This is a genomic window from Empedobacter tilapiae (genome assembly GCF_004785645.1).
GTDB lineage: Bacteria > Bacteroidota > Bacteroidia > Flavobacteriales > Weeksellaceae > Empedobacter > Empedobacter tilapiae.
Map to the genome: position 1 here is coordinate 302,463 of NZ_SRPE01000005.1, position 16,669 is coordinate 319,131.

General features: G+C 30.7%; 16 protein-coding genes and 1 rRNA gene. 13 read left to right on the forward strand and 4 right to left on the reverse strand.

Annotated elements, in window-relative coordinates; translation table 11 throughout:
• Window positions 1-94 precede the first annotated feature (94 nt).
• Together E4J94_RS08975 and E4J94_RS08980 are read left to right on the forward strand one after the other, a co-directional pair.
• The gene (locus E4J94_RS08975; RefSeq protein ID WP_135835477.1) at window positions 95-508 is read left to right on the forward strand and encodes a hypothetical protein; all 414 of its coding nucleotides are present in this window, start codon (window positions 95-97) and stop codon (window positions 506-508) included.
• Window positions 509-689: 181 nt separating this feature from the next.
• Entirely contained in the window at window positions 690-1,163 is a 474-nt protein-coding gene (locus E4J94_RS08980; RefSeq protein WP_135835478.1) for a DUF6702 family protein, read from the forward strand.
• 49 nt (window positions 1,164-1,212) lie between these two features.
• On the opposite strand, the gene E4J94_RS08985 is transcribed toward E4J94_RS08980, so the two are convergent.
• On the reverse strand, window positions 1,213-2,469 hold the full coding sequence (locus tag E4J94_RS08985) for a D-alanyl-D-alanine carboxypeptidase (protein ID WP_135835479.1): 1,257 nt from the start codon (window positions 2,467-2,469) through the stop codon (window positions 1,213-1,215).
• Window positions 2,469-3,416 carry a mechanosensitive ion channel family protein gene (locus E4J94_RS08990; RefSeq protein WP_246034289.1) on the reverse strand — a complete coding sequence of 316 codons (948 nt, stop codon included), beginning with the start codon at window positions 3,414-3,416 and terminating at the stop codon, window positions 2,469-2,471. The genes E4J94_RS08985 and E4J94_RS08990 overlap by 1 nt, the downstream gene beginning before the upstream one ends.
• 133 nt (window positions 3,417-3,549) lie before the next feature.
• Here E4J94_RS08990 and E4J94_RS08995 point away from each other — a divergent pair, with 133 nt between their 5' ends.
• From E4J94_RS08995 to E4J94_RS09040, 10 genes are all read left to right on the forward strand, one after another.
• Window positions 3,550-4,818: an OmpA family protein gene (locus E4J94_RS08995; RefSeq protein WP_135835480.1), complete on the forward strand. Its 1,269-nt coding sequence runs from the start codon at window positions 3,550-3,552 to the stop codon at window positions 4,816-4,818.
• 111 nt (window positions 4,819-4,929) lie between these two features.
• Window positions 4,930-6,060, forward strand: coding sequence for a tRNA guanosine(34) transglycosylase Tgt (gene tgt / locus E4J94_RS09000; RefSeq protein WP_038337127.1), 1,131 nt, complete (start codon window positions 4,930-4,932; stop codon window positions 6,058-6,060).
• 1 nt (window position 6,061) lies between these two features.
• Window positions 6,062-7,156 (forward strand): LptF/LptG family permease, encoded by a 1,095-nt coding sequence (locus tag E4J94_RS09005; RefSeq protein WP_135835481.1) that lies wholly within the window; start codon window positions 6,062-6,064, stop codon window positions 7,154-7,156.
• 427 nt (window positions 7,157-7,583) lie between these two features.
• Complete coding sequence (locus E4J94_RS09010) at window positions 7,584-8,834, forward strand: endonuclease/exonuclease/phosphatase family protein (RefSeq protein ID WP_135835482.1); 1,251 nt, start codon at window positions 7,584-7,586, stop codon at window positions 8,832-8,834.
• A gap of 166 nt (window positions 8,835-9,000) precedes the next feature.
• Window positions 9,001-10,923 carry a threonine--tRNA ligase gene (thrS, locus tag E4J94_RS09015; protein WP_038337131.1) on the forward strand — a complete coding sequence of 641 codons (1,923 nt, stop codon included), beginning with the start codon at window positions 9,001-9,003 and terminating at the stop codon, window positions 10,921-10,923.
• A gap of 59 nt (window positions 10,924-10,982) precedes the next feature.
• Complete coding sequence (gene infC / locus E4J94_RS09020) at window positions 10,983-11,492, forward strand: translation initiation factor IF-3 (protein WP_236688239.1); 510 nt, start codon at window positions 10,983-10,985, stop codon at window positions 11,490-11,492.
• Between the two features lie 59 nt (window positions 11,493-11,551).
• Window positions 11,552-11,749: a 50S ribosomal protein L35 gene (rpmI, locus tag E4J94_RS09025; RefSeq protein ID WP_038337133.1), complete on the forward strand. Its 198-nt coding sequence runs from the start codon at window positions 11,552-11,554 to the stop codon at window positions 11,747-11,749.
• 95 nt (window positions 11,750-11,844) lie between these two features.
• On the forward strand, window positions 11,845-12,189 hold the full coding sequence (rplT, locus tag E4J94_RS09030) for a 50S ribosomal protein L20 (protein WP_135835483.1): 345 nt from the start codon (window positions 11,845-11,847) through the stop codon (window positions 12,187-12,189).
• A 133-nt stretch (window positions 12,190-12,322) separates the two neighbouring features.
• On the forward strand, window positions 12,323-12,988 hold the full coding sequence (locus tag E4J94_RS09035) for a phosphatase PAP2 family protein (RefSeq protein ID WP_135835484.1): 666 nt from the start codon (window positions 12,323-12,325) through the stop codon (window positions 12,986-12,988).
• Window positions 12,972-13,754 carry a nitrilase-related carbon-nitrogen hydrolase gene (locus E4J94_RS09040; protein WP_135835485.1) on the forward strand — a complete coding sequence of 261 codons (783 nt, stop codon included), beginning with the start codon at window positions 12,972-12,974 and terminating at the stop codon, window positions 13,752-13,754. The genes E4J94_RS09035 and E4J94_RS09040 overlap by 17 nt, the downstream gene beginning before the upstream one ends.
• 269 nt (window positions 13,755-14,023) lie before the next feature.
• On the opposite strand, the gene E4J94_RS09045 is transcribed toward E4J94_RS09040, so the two are convergent.
• Window positions 14,024-14,521 (reverse strand): hypothetical protein, encoded by a 498-nt coding sequence (locus E4J94_RS09045; RefSeq protein ID WP_246034290.1) that lies wholly within the window; start codon window positions 14,519-14,521, stop codon window positions 14,024-14,026.
• 265 nt (window positions 14,522-14,786) lie between these two features.
• Between E4J94_RS09045 and E4J94_RS17715 the strand changes: the two genes are divergently transcribed.
• Entirely contained in the window at window positions 14,787-16,010 is a 1,224-nt protein-coding gene (locus tag E4J94_RS17715) for a helix-turn-helix domain-containing protein (RefSeq protein ID WP_221411286.1), read from the forward strand.
• Between the two features lie 573 nt (window positions 16,011-16,583).
• Here E4J94_RS17715 and rrf read toward each other — a convergent pair.
• A 5S ribosomal RNA gene (gene rrf / locus E4J94_RS09055) occupies window positions 16,584-16,669 on the reverse strand; the annotation flags it as partial.

A 16,669-nucleotide genomic window follows, 5' to 3' on the forward strand; every position in this document is an offset into this window, starting at 1 on the left:
CTAAAAAACTGTTCTGAAAACACATAAATATCATCAAATAGTATTTATGTAAAAAGGTTTGTTATTTTTGTAGTGAAAAACTAAAATTAGAAAAATGGATTTTATCAAACAATTTCATAGTGGCTGGGCTTATCTTGTGATTTTGATGGGCGTTATCTTTGTGATTTCAACATTAATTTATGCGATTTCTAAAAAAGATACAAACGCAACAATTAAAAAAATCGGGTTATTTACAACCATTACTTTTCACGTTCAATTATTACTTGGATTAGTCTATTATATTATGATGTTTTCTGCTTTGGAACCATCAGGAATAATGAAAGATTCTGGTTTAAGATTAACTTTTGTTGAACACCCTATGATGATGATTGCTGGTGTTGTATTTATGACTATTGCAAATGCGAAATTAAAACGTTCAACAACTGTACCCATGAATGTAACTATTTTTGCTATCATTGGATTAGTATGTATTTTAAGTAGAATTCCTTACCACGTTTGGTTTGCTTAAAACAAAAAATAAATTCATAAAAAAGAGTATTAAGTCATTAATACTCTTTTTTATATTTAAACATAATCTACAATTTTTTTATCTTAATTGCGTTTAGATATAATCCACTATAATTTGTTTTTAGGTTTTAAGAATCTTTGGCACTCGATTTGAAATGGATTAGTACAAACTAAGAAATAAAATGAAATATATAAAACATCTATTCTCTTTACTTTTGGTTTTAATAACTTTTAACCTAAGTGCTCAAGATTTTCATACAGCAAATATCAAAGTTGATTATGAACAAGAAACAGGTACTTTAAACATAACAGCTCGTACATTTACAAATCAATTAGAAAAAGCAGTTGGCGCTGATGTTTCAAACAAATCTAATTTCGAGAACAAGTTGAAAGCGTATGTAAATAGTAAAGTTGATGTCAAAGTAAATGGTAAAGCTCTAGGGACTTCTTATTATGGTTATCAGGTAAATGATAAATCTACACGAGTTTTCTTTAAGTTTGATAAAATTTCTGATATCAGCTCGATAGAACTAAAAGTGGCTTTGTTGACAGATATTTTTAATGATCAACAAAACATTGTAACTTTTGATGTCAAAAATAAAAAAGACACAAAAGTATTAACAGGAAATAACGACACCGTAAAGATGTCCTTCTAATAAAGCAAAAGCCTTCCGAAATCGGAAGGCTTTTTTATTTCAAATACGTTTAATAATTATCTCTAATAATTCGTAATAACTTTTCGTTCTCATTTCGAATCCAAGATAAATCTTTGATCGAATTATTATTCATCAAACTAAAAATTAACGTTCTTCCAGATTTCGTTTTCAAATAACCACTCAACGTTACATTATTGTTCAACGTTCCTGTTTTGGCGTAAATATAAGGTTGCGCTGAATCTTTGTATCTATTTTTGATTGTTCCAGTTTTACCACCGATTGGGAAGATAGAAAACAAACGTTGTTCTGGAAATTCGTTGTACATTTTCCCTAAAACTTGAGCAAAACTTTGTGGTGTAAACAAATTATAACGCGATAATCCCGAACCGTCAAACCACTCTGGTTGCTGTTTCAAATCATTTAATAAATACCGTTTTGAGTACCTAATAATTTCCGAAGCACTCAGTTTTCCTGGTAAAGTACTCGAAGCTAAAATCAATAAATGTTCAGCCAAAAAATTATCGCTATTTTCCATCATTTCGCGGTAAACATCATCTGATTTCTGACTATAAAATACTTTCGGATTATTGACCATTGGCGTTTTGATCATATCAACAGGTTTACCCAAAATTTGCGACAACGATTTTTCTATCACCGTTTCATTCACAATAAAAGGAACTTTTTCTGTTCGTTTTTTATTACTGATGTAAAATTTATTGTCATAAAAATTCCTTGGCTCTGGCATTTCTCTAATTTCTGTCAATTCTTCAAAATATGTCGGAAATGTTTTGACAGAACTTCCATTTTTCGAAATTGAAACTAAATTTTCATGAATCGGAAACTGACTTCTTTCTGGTGCATAATCTTTTCTAAAATCGTCCCAAGTCCAACCTGGCAAAAAAGATTCTTCGTCGAAATTATTCCAATGAAAAACAATTTTAGAACCATTATTTTTCAAGAAATCTACCGCTCGTGTATTTTTATATTTTGGATGCAAAAAAGTTGGATCTCCAGTTCCTTCGATATGCAATTCGTCGTCAATCAATTGATATTTGAATGCTGGAATCGAATCGTTCAACATTTTCATCGCTGTATACAACGTAAAAATCTTGGTATTAGATGCTGGAATAAAAAATTTGTTTCCGTTGTAATTATAGATTTCTTCTTTCGTGATTGGATCGTACAAATAAAATCCCGTGAATTGAGTGGAGTAAAAATCTGAATTGAGATGTTTTTCAATTAATTCCGTCTGCGCAAAAAGATGCACAGACGAAAAAATTGATAATATGGTAAGTAAATACTTCATTAATCTTTGTTCTCGAAAGGAATTGTTGGCGAATTCGATTCGTTTTTAATAATCATTTCTGTATGAGGATAAGGCATCGATATATTATTGTCGTCTAATGCGTATTTTACCGCGCGATACAATTGCCAATAAGCTGTCCAGTAATCACTATTTTTCACATAACAACGCACAGCCAAATTCACAGAACTTGCTGCAAATTCTAAAATCTCAACCGTTTTAGATTGTGTATCATCAACCAATTCATTTTTTTCTAAAACACTCAACAAAACCTCTCTCGCTTTGTCAAAATCATCATCATAAGAGATCCCAACATTTACATCTAATCGACGATATTCTTTTATCGAATAATTGGTAATTGGATTATTAAACAAATTCCCATTTGGCAAAGTTATAATCTGTCCTTTTGCAGTTGCAATTACTGTATTTAGTAAATTTATCGACTCTACACTTCCCTCATTTCCTTGCGAAACAATATAATCTCCAACTTTGAAAGGTTTGAAAAGAATAATTAAAATTCCTGCTGCAAAATTTGACAAAGAACCCTGCAAAGCTAAACCAACTGCTAACCCAACACCTCCTAAAGCTGCAACAAAACCAGAAGCATTAAAGCCTAATCTACCTACAACAAAAGTTAATACAATAGCTTTGAATAATATATTAAGAATTGGAGTTAAAAAAGTACGAATTGACAAATCGACATTTCGTGCAATCATTCTTTTTTCGATTAACTTGACAAGCTTACCTGTTATCCAAAAACCTATTAATAAAGTTAATAAAGCAGAAACTAAACTCCAACCAACCTCAGAACCTTTCGTTAATATCCATTGTGTAAAGTTTTCTAAATCCTTAAATGGAGTTGTTATTACATCTTGCAAACTATCTACTTTGTCTTGCTCTTGCATAATTATTTTTTTTATTAGTAATTCAGAGGATAAAATTAGTTCCATTCTTACATCTTTTCAAAAAAATAGAAAAATTATCATTTTTTTTAACTAATTTTAATAAATATGAATATTGGTACAATATTCGTTACGAACAAATTACAACTAAAAAAAAGGCTATAATTAAAAATTAAAATCTATGAACATTATTGAATTAGTAAAAGGGTATATTACCCCAGATTTGATCTCGAAAACTTCATCAGAATTAGGTGAAAATGAATCGGGAATTTCTAAAGCAATCAATGCTTTTATTCCTATTCTTTTAGGAGGTGTTTTAGAAAAAAAGAATTCTACTACAGGATTGTTTCATACAATCAAATCTTTTGGTGCTTCTCGTGGATTAGCAAATATCTCGACAGAACAAGAAACGCCAGACACGATTAAAGAATTAATAAATGTTATTTTTGGTTCGAATGCGCAACCAATCGTTTCTAAAATTGCTGAATATTCAGGAATTTCGACAGGTTCATCTTCAAAATTATTAGACTTAACAGCTTTAACAACTTTTGGATCTATTGGAAAAGAAGCCGAATTTAACAATGTAACAGAAGCTGATTTCTTTTCATCTTTAGGAGGAATTAAAGATAAAATCTTAGGATTAATTCCAGCTGGATTAGGACTTGGAGCTTTAGGTTTAGGAACAATATTTAACGATACACCGAAAATTACTGAAACTATTACAGAAACAAGAAAAGTAGTTGATGTAGAACCAGAAGAAAAACCTTATATAGCGCCAGTTGATGCTTACGCAGAAACTCATAACAACAATGGTGGCGGAGGTTTTTGGAAATGGTTAATTCCACTTATCTTACTTGCAATTGCCGCTTTCTTCTTATTGAAATACTGCAAAGGCAAAGAAGAAAAAACAATTGTTACACAAGAAACTGAAATTGTGGTAGATTCATTAAATGAGGATTCTCTAAACGCTGCACCAAAAGAATTATCTGATATCGATTTAGATGGTGTTGCATTAAAAGGATACGCAAATGGATTAGAAGATCAAATTATCAAATTTATCAAAGCGCCAGATTTTGCAACAATGACAGAAGATCAATTAAAAGAAAAATGGTTCAACTTTGATAATGTTAACTTCGTTTTTGGTAAAACAGATCAATTAGAGCCAGGTTCTGACATTCAATTAGATAATGTTGCTGCAATTTTGAAAAAATATCCAACAGCAAAAATTAAACTTGGGGCGTACACAGATAAAGTTGGTGATGATGCGAAAAACAAAGAAATCTCTCAAAAAAGAGCAGATTACTTAAAAGCTGAATTAACAAAACGTGGTGTTGGTGTGCAAGTTATTGCTGCCGAAGGTTACGGAGAAGAATTTGCAAAAGTAGCTGAAACAGCTTCTGACGCAGAAAGAGCTTCTGATCGCAAAATGTCATTACGTTTTACAAAATAATCATTTCATAAAATTTTCAAATAAGGGTAAAGGCAACTTTATCCTTATTTTTTTGTTATTTTTTTCGAAACCAACTCGCAACAAGCTAAACAATTAATATCTTTGCACACTATGAAATTTTCAATCGATAAAAAAGACGAATTTTCTAAGGCAAGAGCTGGTGTTGTAGAAACCGATCATGGTAAAATCGAAACACCTATTTTTATGCCAGTTGGTACGGTTGGTACAGTAAAATCTGTTCACCAACGTGAATTAGAAGAAGATATTAAAGCCCAAATCATTCTTGGAAATACTTATCATTTGTATTTGCGTCCAGGAACTGATATTTTGCACAGAGCGGGTGGATTACATAAATTTATGAATTGGCAAAAACCAATTCTTACAGATTCTGGAGGATTCCAAGTGTATTCTTTGGCGACAAGTCGTAAAAAATCTGAAGAAGGTGTGCGTTTCAAATCGCACATCGATGGTTCTTACCACATGTTTACACCAGAAAAATCAATGGAAATTCAACGTTATATCGGAGCTGATATTTTTATGGCTTTTGATGAATTAACAGGAATTCCAGCAAAATATCATGATGCAAAACGTGCTATGCATGTGACACATCGTTGGTTGGAGCGTTGTAGAACTTGGTTAAACAATAACCCAGAATATTACGATCACAAACAAACACTTTTTCCTATTGTACAAGGAAATGATTTCAAAGATTTGCGTCAAGAATCAGCAAAATATATTGCAGATTTCGGTGCAGAAGGAAATGCAATTGGTGGATTATCTGTTGGTGAACCAGAACCTGTGATGTACGAAATGACGGATATCGTAACCGAAATTCTTCCACAGGACAAACCTCGTTATTTAATGGGAGTTGGAACACCTTGGAATATTATCGAATGTATTGCTTTAGGAGTTGATATGTTCGACTGTGTTATGCCAACTCGTAATGCGCGTAACGCAATGTTATTCACTTGGAATGGTGTTATGAACATGAAAAATGCAAAATGGAAAGATTGTTTTGAACCATTAGACGAAAACGGAACAAGCTATGTAGATAGTTATTACACAAAAGCCTATGTTCGTCATTTATTCAATGCTAACGAAGCTTTAGGAAAACAAATTGCATCTGTTCATAACCTTGCGTTTTATTTAGATTTGGTAAGAGTTGCAAGACAGCATATCTTAGCAGGAGATTTCGCTCAATGGAAAGAACAAATTGTTCCACAATTAAAACAACGTCTGTAGTTTGAAAATAATTGATAAATACATCATCCGAAACTTTATCGGAACCTTTATCTTCATGGTTTTGATTTTGTCTACTATCGCCGTTATTGTCGATCTTAGTCAAAAATTAGGACGTATTAATGATAGTGGTTCTACTGCCTATGCAGCAATGACACAGTTTTATCCTTATTGGTCAGTTTGGATTATTAACACCTTTTTACCAATTGCAGTTTTTATCACTGTGATATATTTTACATCACGATTGACGATGCAAACCGAAATTGTAGGTGTTCTTTCGGGTGGAATTAGTTTTTATCGATTTACACTTCCTTATATTTGGGTAGCTATTTTCTTAGCTATTTCAGCGTTATTAGTTGGGAATGTAGTTTTACCTTGGGCAAATATCAAAAAAAATAAATACCAATATACCCATTTATTGAGTAGTAACGACAAGGAAGAATATTACAAACGACAACGTATCGGTTCGCAAATTTCTCCTGATGAATTTGTTTTTGTTGACAGTTATGATAGAACTGATAAATTAGGGAGCTCTTTTATGTACCAAAAATTTGATTCGACTGAATTGAAAAAACAAATCATCGCTTCAAGTTTTAATTGGAATGATAAAGATTCTACATATGCATTAATGAGTGTTTATACGCGCGAAATTAACAAGGATAAAACCGAAAAGTTAAATTACGAAGCCAATACAAATTTGAAGTTACCAGCTTCTCCTGACGAAATTTTACCAGAAGAATATGTTGCTGAAACAATGAATACCTTCGAATTGAATGAATTTATTCAGAAACAAAAAGCAAAAGGTTCTGCCAATGTAAATACATATGAAAATGAATTAAATAACCGTTTGAGCGTACCATTTTCAACTATTATTTTGACACTTTTGGCTTTATCGCTTTCATCTAAAAAACGTCGTGGAGGAATCGGAATCAATCTTGCAGTTGGTATTTCGTTAGCGTTTGTCTACATTTTCTTCTCGCAAACAACGTCTACGTTTTCCGAAAAAGGATATGTTTCGCCACTTGTCGCCTCATGGATACCAAACATTGTCTTTGGACTACTCACCTTATTTTTATATTTCAGACGAGCTCGTTCATAAAATATTTCAAAAATCCAGTTCTTTTCGGAACTGGATTTTTTTTGTATTTTTAATTAAACTATTCTTAGATGAAAAAATACTTAATACCAACAATAATTAGTTTAGTTCTTTTTATTTTAATTATCAGCCCTGGATTTTTCAATCTAATACCTTTTTCCATTCATCAAATTCTCTTTAGAAATATTATTGATGAAAATATATTTATCTATATGTTTGATTTTCTATTCTGTATATTTATCTGGTTTATTGCTTTCAAATTAATCAATTCGATACCATAAAATTTAGTTAAAATCAGTTCTTTAATAAATTCATCCGCTTGAAAAGAAATAAAATTTTTTATTCAATTGATAATAAGTATCTTTAAGATATTCTATATTAATTTCTTAGATTTTAAAAAAGTTAAAGTGTAAAACTAAAATCAATTGATATGAAAAAAAATTTACTCCTTTTATTTTTAATCCTTTCGGTTTCTATTTTTTCACAAGAAACATTAAATACAATGTTTTATAATGTGTTTAAATTTCCGAATTCACTTCCTCAAAATCGTCAATTGATCTTAAGAGATATTTTAGACGAATACAAACCAGATTTATTTATGATTTGTGAATTAGTAACAGAAAATGGCGCTGATTTAATCTTAAATACATCTTTGCAAAATCAACCTGATAAATTTGCTCGCGCACTTTTTGTAGCTGATACAACGAAATTAGATGATCCGTTACAAACAATGGTTTTTTATAACACACGTAAATTGGCGTTAGTTAATCAACAAAAAATCCCCACAGTCTATCGCGACATCAATCAATATTCTTTTCAATTAAATATTACTTCAAACGATCCCATTCATTTAGAAGTTTTTGTTGCGCATCTAAAATCGAGTACAGGACCTGCAAATCGTCAAATGCGTTTGGAAATGGTGCAAGAAGTCACAAAATCTTTGAAAAAATTAACACAACCTAATACGTATGTACTTTTTGCTGGAGATTTTAATTTTTATAATTCATCAGAGCCTGCTTATCAAGAAATTATCAACCCAGCAAATGCTATTTTGATGATTGATCCATTAAATGCACCTGGAAAATGGCAAGACAATCCAGCTTTTAGTTATTTACATACACAAAGTACGCGCGTTTCTAACGTAGGTTTTGGAAGCGGAACTAATGCAGGAGCAAGTGGCGGTTTGGATGATCGTTTTGATTTTATTATGATGAGTGAAAATTTCAAAAAAAGCACACGTTTTTCTTTTATAAACGATAGTTATAAAGCGTATGGAAATAATGGAGATTGTTTGAATAAAGACGTTAAAGATCCTGATTGTACTGGCATTTACTCACAAACTTTACGAACTAATTTGTACAATATGAGTGATCATTTACCTATTGTGATGCAATTTAAAATTCATGAGAATTTAAGTACAAAATCAATTGAATCAAAACCATTTATTTGGTTAAAATCAGCAAATATTACAAATGATAAAATTATAATTGGTATTGATAAAACTCAATTAAATACTCAAAATAATATACTTTTTATTTACAATTCAATTGGACAAATTGTACAATCGATTCGCATCAATAATGAATCAAATATAACGATTAATTGTCAAGGATTAGCTGCTGGAATCTATTATATTAAAACAAAAGAATCGAACGAAATTTTAAAATTTATAAAGAAATAATATTCATTTAAATTCAATATTAGTTTTATCGAAAACAAAATAATTTTATTCAAAACAATAGCTCAACTATTTACTTAATATTTTAGCTAAAATCAACTCTTTAAAAATTTCGTCAACTTGCAGAAAATTCGTAATTTTGCATCTTAGTACAAATTCTAAAAGTAAGATGATAAACATTTCTCTTCCAGATGGAAGTGTAAAACAGTATGAGAGTGGCGTAACTCCTATGGACGTGGCGCTAAGCATTAGTGAAGGTTTAGCACGTAATGTAATTTCGGCTATAGTAAACGATCAACAAGTTGAAACAACAACCCCAATCACCACAGATGCAACGATCAAATTGTTAACCTGGAATGATGAAATGGGTAAAAAAGCTTTTTGGCATTCATCTGCTCACTTATTAGCACAAGCTATTTTAGAGTTTTATCCAAATGCGAAATTAACAATTGGACCTGCGATTGACAAAGGTTTCTATTACGATGTTGATTTTGGTGAAGATAAATTTACAGAAGCTGATTTTGCGAAAGTAGAAAAAGCAATGTTAGAGAATGCAAAGAAAAAAGCTGAATTCAAATTATATTCAGTTTCGAAAGCAGAAGCATTAGAAACGTATAAAGACAATGAATACAAAACAGAATTAATCTCTAACTTAAATGATGGAGATATTACTTTCTGTACACACGATAATTTTACAGATTTATGTCGTGGTGGACACATTCCAAACACTGGAATTGTGAAAGCTGCAAAAATCTTGAATGTTGCCGGAGCTTATTGGCGTGGAGACGAGAAAAACAAAATGTTGACTCGTGTTTATGGTATTACATTCCCAAAACAAAAAGATTTAACAGAATATCTTGAGTTATTAGAAGAAGCTAAAAAACGTGATCACCGTAAACTAGGGAAAGAATTAGGTTTATTTGCTTTCTCTGAAAAAGTTGGTGCAGGTTTACCACTTTGGTTACCAAAAGGAGCTGCTTTGAGAAGAAAATTAGAAAACTTCTTATTGAAAGAGCAACAAAAAATGGGTTACGAAATGGTCATTTCTCCGCACATTGGTCAAAAAGAATTGTATGTAACTTCTGGTCACTATGCAAAATATGGGGCAGATAGTTTTCAGCCAATTAAAACGCCAAACGAAGGAGAAGAATTCTTGTTAAAACCTATGAATTGTCCACATCATTGTGAGATTTACAAAACATCTCAATGGTCGTACCGCGATTTACCAAAACGTTATGCAGAATTTGGTACTGTTTACCGTTACGAACAATCAGGAGAATTACACGGTTTAACTCGTGTTCGTGGATTTACTCAAGATGATGCTCACTTATTCTGTACACCAGATCAATTGTTAGAAGAATTCAAAAAAGTAATTGATTTAGTCTTATATGTATTTACAAATCTTGGATTTGATAATTATTCGGCTCAAATCTCATTAAGAGACCCGGAGAATAAAGAAAAATACATCGGATCTGATGAAAACTGGGAAAAAGCTGAACAAGCAATTATCACAGCATCAGCAGAAAAAGGTTTACCAACAGTTGTAGAATATGGTGAAGCTGCATTCTATGGACCTAAGTTAGACTTTATGGTGAAAGATGCATTAGGACGTCAATGGCAATTAGGAACAATCCAAGTCGATTATAACTTACCAGAGCGTTTTGATTTAACTTACACTGGAGCAGACAACGAAAAACACAGACCAGTAATGATTCACCGTGCGCCATTTGGTTCTATGGAACGTTTCATTGCTATTTTGTTAGAAAATACAGCAGGTAATTTACCACTTTGGTTAACACCAGATTTATTCACAATTTTACCAATTAGTGAAAAATATGTGGAATATGGAGAAAAAGTATTAAATTTGCTGGCCGAAGAGGAAATTAACGGACTGATTGACAGTAGAAACGAGAAAACTGGTAAAAAAATACGTGATGCCGAAATCGGTAAAATTCCTTTCATGTTAATCATTGGTGAAAAAGAAGCAGAAAACGGTACAGTTTCTGTAAGAAGACACGGAGAAGGTGATTTAGGAGAGATGACGATTCAAGCATTTATCGACTTCATGAAAGAACAAATCAAATTAAAATAATTTAAAACAGAATAACTATCGCAATTAGAAGAAAAGGCGGCAGAGGTCCAGCCAGAGTAATTAAGGAAGATCAACACAAGATCAATGATAAGATTGACGCGAAAGAAGTACGCGTTGTTGGAGAAGGTATAGAACCTGGTGTATATCCAATAGCTAAAGCTTTAGAACTTGCAGAAGAACAAGGTTTAGATTTGGTAATGATCAGTGAAAAAGCCATTCCACCTGTTTGTCGTGTCGTAGAGTACAAAAAATTCTTATACGAACAAAAGAAAAAAGAAAAAGAACTTAAAGCTAAACAGCAGAAAGTTGTCGTGAAAGAAATTCGTTTTGGTCCTCAGACAGATGATCATGATTACGAATTCAAAAGACGTCACGCAAGATCTTTCTTAGAAGAAGGTTCAAAATTGAAAGCGTATGTTTTCTTCAAAGGACGTTCTATTATCTTTAAAGATCAAGGAGAAATCTTATTGTTACGTTTAGCTCAAGAATTGGAAGATGTTGGAAAAGTAGAACAAATGCCAAAACTTGAAGGTAAAAGAATGATTATGATGATGGGACCTAAGAAATAATTAGGTTCTTATCATCTTACAAAAAATAAAAAACGTTTTAATTTTAAATATTTGTAATCATGCCAAAATTAAAAACAAAATCTGGAGCGAAAAAACGTTTCAAATTAACAGGAACAGGTAAAATTAAAAGAAAACACGCTTTTAAAAGCCACATCCTAACAAAAAAAGAGACTAAACAAAAGAGAAATTTAACTCAAACTGGTTTAGTTGATCAAGCTGATGTTCATTCAGTAAAACAACAATTAAGATTAAAATAAGAACACGTTCTTATTTGGTTTATTAATTCATTATTAACCCTGTCGATGGGCCTTAAAGCAGAGCAATCTCGCCCACTACAAAAAAATTAAAAATTATGCCAAGATCAGTAAACGCAGTTGCGTCAAGAGCTAGAAGAAAAAAAGTTTTAAAACTTGCAAAAGGATATTACGGAAGAAGAAAAAACGTTTGGACTGTTGCTAAAAATGCAGTAGAAAAAGGTTTAGTATACGCTTACCGCGATAGACGTCAAAAGAAAAGAAATTTCCGTGCGTTATGGATTCAAAGAATTAACGCTGGAGCAAGATTACACGGATTGTCTTACTCTAAATTTATGGGAGCTATCCACAAAGCTGGAATTGAATTGAATCGTAAAGTTTTAGCTGACTTAGCGATGAACAATCCAGAAGCTTTCAAAGCAATCGTAGAAAAAGTAAAATAATTTTTTTTAAACAATATTAAAACGTTTTAAAACTTGGCTATTTAGTCAAGTTTTTTTTTGCTTAAATTTGAAGTATTTCATTCTAAACTTATTTTAGAATATCATCATAAATGTTATTTAAAACCCAACTCAAATGAATCAACAAAAAGATTTATTTCTAAGAATTTGGCCATTTTTTATCGTATTTTTCATCTACAATTTTGCTGCAATCGCCATGACGCAATATTATGGACGCGATGAATTACATCTGCACTTCAATCAGTACAGCAATCATTATCTCGATAAACTCTTTGTTTTTTATACCGATTTCGGAACCTATTATTTATTTTTTATACTTCTTGGTTACCTATTTTGGAAAACTACTCGTCGTTATTTTTACTATTTATTAGCTTCAGGAGCAGTTGCAACAACAATTAGTGTCTTTTTTAAGAATGTCTATTTCGAACAAGTTTTACGTCCTGGATATTATTTTACTCAGAAAAAGATTGATATTGTTTTAGTAAAAGATTATGCGATACAAATGGCTTCAACTTTTCCTTCAGGACATTCATTAACGGCTGCTATAATTTCGATGACTTTATGTTTATTAACCAAAAACAGATGGTTGCAATTATTTTTTGCACTTCATTTTCCTAGTATCGCAATAAGTAGAATCTACCTATCACGCCATTTTGCGATTGATACAGTTGGTGGTTCGTTTATTGGTTTTTTTATATTTATCTTTATGTATTACATCATCAACCAATCTAATAAACCAAAATTAGATCAAAAATTTATCAACAATGGAAGTTCAAAATAAACTTAAAATATCATTAATACAATACGATGTAATCTGGGAAGATGCGAAAGCTAATCACGCTTATTTAGATGAATTATTAGCCAATCATCAAACTGATGTTATATTGTTACCAGAAATGTTTGCTTCGGGATTTTCTATGAATGTAGAAAAAATTGGTCAAAAGCCTTTTGGAGAAACCTTCGAATGGATGCAACATAAAGCTAAAGAATTGAATTCTGCGATTGCTGGAAGCATTTCTACGCATGAAAATGATAAATACTATAACCGATTTTATTTTATCTGTCCAAGCGGCTCTATTTACATTTACGATAAAAAACATTTGTTCAGTTACGGAAAAGAAGCTGGTGTATATTCTGCAGGAGATAAAATTGTAACAATAGATTATAAAGGATGGCAAATTCGTCCTATTGTTTGTTACGATTTACGTTTTCCCGTTTGGATTCGCAATACAAAAGAAGATCCATACGATTTGATACTTTGTAACGCAAGTTGGCCAAAAGCGCGTCGTGAAGCTTGGATTTCACTTCTAAAAGCTCGAGCAATCGAAAATATGGCTTTTGTTGCTGGTGTAAATAGAATTGGAGTAGATGGCTATAATCTCGATTATCAGGGCGATTCGCATTTATTTGATACATTGGGACAAAATTTTGAAACGATAAACAATCATCCTGAAATTTTACAATTCGAAATTGATAAAGAAGAACAAGATAAAACTCGAAAGCATTTCAATTTTTTGAATGATAGAGATTCTTTTTATTTTAGTTAAAAAGTAATAGAAAGTAAAAGATTAATAATATTAAAGATTTTAGTTTTAAAAATTTAATAGAAGTAACAATATAACCACAATACTAACTGATACAATTACGAAATCTTTTACACTATTCCTCTTAGAACCGAATTTAACGGTTCTTTTTGTTTTCCTATACAACATATTATGATAAGTTATCATCAAAAAATAAAAGCAGTAAGCTACTTTATAAGTAGCTTACTCATCAAATAATAGTTCATTAATTAAAAAATAAGGTTTATAAATCCTTATTGATATTTATAACAACTTCCTGTTTTCTTTGCTGACTTCCCTACTGTTTTATCAGATAATAATAAAATAAATGGACACCTTACATCTGCTGCTTGTTGTTTTAAAACTTTCTCTGCACGCTCATCTTTTCCGTTACCTGATCTAAAATTAACCCAACCTGTCTTTGATTTTAAATCATCTCCTTTTTTAAGACCAGCAACTAATTGCTTATCTTCTAGTATAATAACTTTATTCCAATCATTATCATCAGTAATTTCAATTTTTGAAGAAACATCCTCTATCCGAGTACTTTTTCCATAAAAAACTTTATTTACTGAATAACGACTTAATGATTGTACAGCATCTTCTCCATCATAAGTAAACTCTACTGTGAATTCACCTACACGTTTAATTTGTCCTTCTATGATTTCTCCAGAATGTTTGTAAATTTTATCTACTTGACCAAAAACAAAAGTTGTCAAGAAAGTGAAACCTAAAATAAAAATGTTTTTCATTGTTAATTGTTTTTATATATAAGAAATTAGTTTGCAGAATAGTATTTATTATAAATCTTATTCATTAGCACGATAATAATGAAAGATTATCATACATTATAAAAATTGATAAATGTAATTTTAGAAATTAATTATTTGTAATTCTTTGAGTTAAGTTTTACAAATATTATTTTTAAAATTATAAAATTCCTATTTTTGCAAGAGTAGTTAAGAGATAGTTTTAACAACTACCTTATAGGTAGTGTATTTTTTATATCTGTATATCATGCATTTAAACATTTTATTAAAAAAATATTTAGCAATTATTATTTGTGTATTATTCGCACATATAGGGTTCAGTGCTTTTCATAATTCCGAAATTCTAAAAGAAGAAATAGCAAAATATAACAGTCAAGGGCAATATAATGAATCTATAATTCGATTAGATCAAATTATACATGATAAAATGTCAACAAACTACGCTTTATATAATGCTTATTTACAAAAGTATTTAACCTACAAAAGTTTGCTAAATTATCCCCAAGCTGAAGAAAATCTAAACATTGCTGAAAAATATGGATTAAAGAATAAACAACATATTAAAGAAATAAAAACTCGTATTCTTGTTGAACGAATCTTTATAGAGTTTGATCACCTCAGATTTATAGAAGTTGATCAATTGCTAAAAAAAATAGTTCGAGAAGATCTTTCCACATTAGATCCGGAAACACATGCTTTTTTCATATCTGTTTTAGGTACAGATCAAGCAAGGAAAAAAAACTTTGAAAAAGCAATAGAAGAATATCAACTAGCAATAGATATATTAGAAAAAAACAATCCAAAACATCTACCAAATATATACCGCAAACTCATCAATATTTATTCAGATATTGGAGATGAAGAAAAATCAATGCAAGCATTCGAAAAAGGAATTTATTATGCAAAAAAATATAATATGGATTTGTATATATACAATATGTATGATTCTTTATCTTACCATTATGCAAAATTTAAAAAATGGGAAAAAGCATATGAAACAAGAGTTATATTAGCAGAATTATCTACAAAACTAGATGCAATTAATCAAAGTGGAAAACTACAAATACTTGAACAAGAAATTCAAAATAATAGAAGTAATCTAGAAATTCGAAATCAAAAAAACATTAAAATATTTCTATTTATTATATCATTTTTTCTCATTGTCTTAATTATTGTAATATATAAACTATACCAAACAAATAAAGAAAAGAGAATTTTAGTAGAGAATGAGAATCAGCGCATGAGAGATAAATTGACTGAATTATCTAATCAAATATCAAATAAAAATAATATTTCTAAACATAATGCTGATAGACTTTCAGAAAGACAAACTGAAATTGTTAATCTTGTTAAAAAAGGATTAACCAATAAAGAAATTGCAGAGCAACTATTTATTTCAGAGAATACAGTTAAATATCATTTAAAAAGTATTTATACACTTTTAGGTATTGATAGTCGCAATTCACTATAAATAAAATTAAAATATTAAAAGAAACATTAACTTACCTCACTAGCAATATAGAATTAATGATCATATCAATAGTCTTCTATATGATTCTATTCAACTTAATCAAACGACTTCTAAAAATATAAACACTCCAACACACTCAATTCCTTTCGAGCAGAAATACAAAAAAACCATTCTTTTACTCCTAAGCTCATCGGACAATCATCGCATGCCCATCCGTGAACTCACCGATGCCCATCCGTTAACTCGCCGATGCCCTTTGAACAACTCACCGATGCCCTTCCGTGAACTAATCTATACCCGTAACCTTCTAAACAAGTAAGTTCTGAGAATTATAAAGGAAGCTTGCTTTTTCTTAATAAAAAGCTTCTCGTTGACTAATTAGAAGCCTCTTATCGACTCATAGGAAGCTTCTTGTTTTGAGTTCTGAGAGTTATAAGATGTTCAATACTTAATACTTAATACTTAATACTTAATACTTAATACTTAATACTTAATACTTAATACTTAATACATTGTACAAAAAAGTATAAACACAAAAAAGCCTCAAGTTGTTCACTTGAGGCTTTTAATAAAAACTGGCGACGACCTACTCTCCCGTAAGTAACAGTACCATCGGCGCAGGCAGGCTTAACTTCTCTGTTCGGAATGGGAAGAGGTGA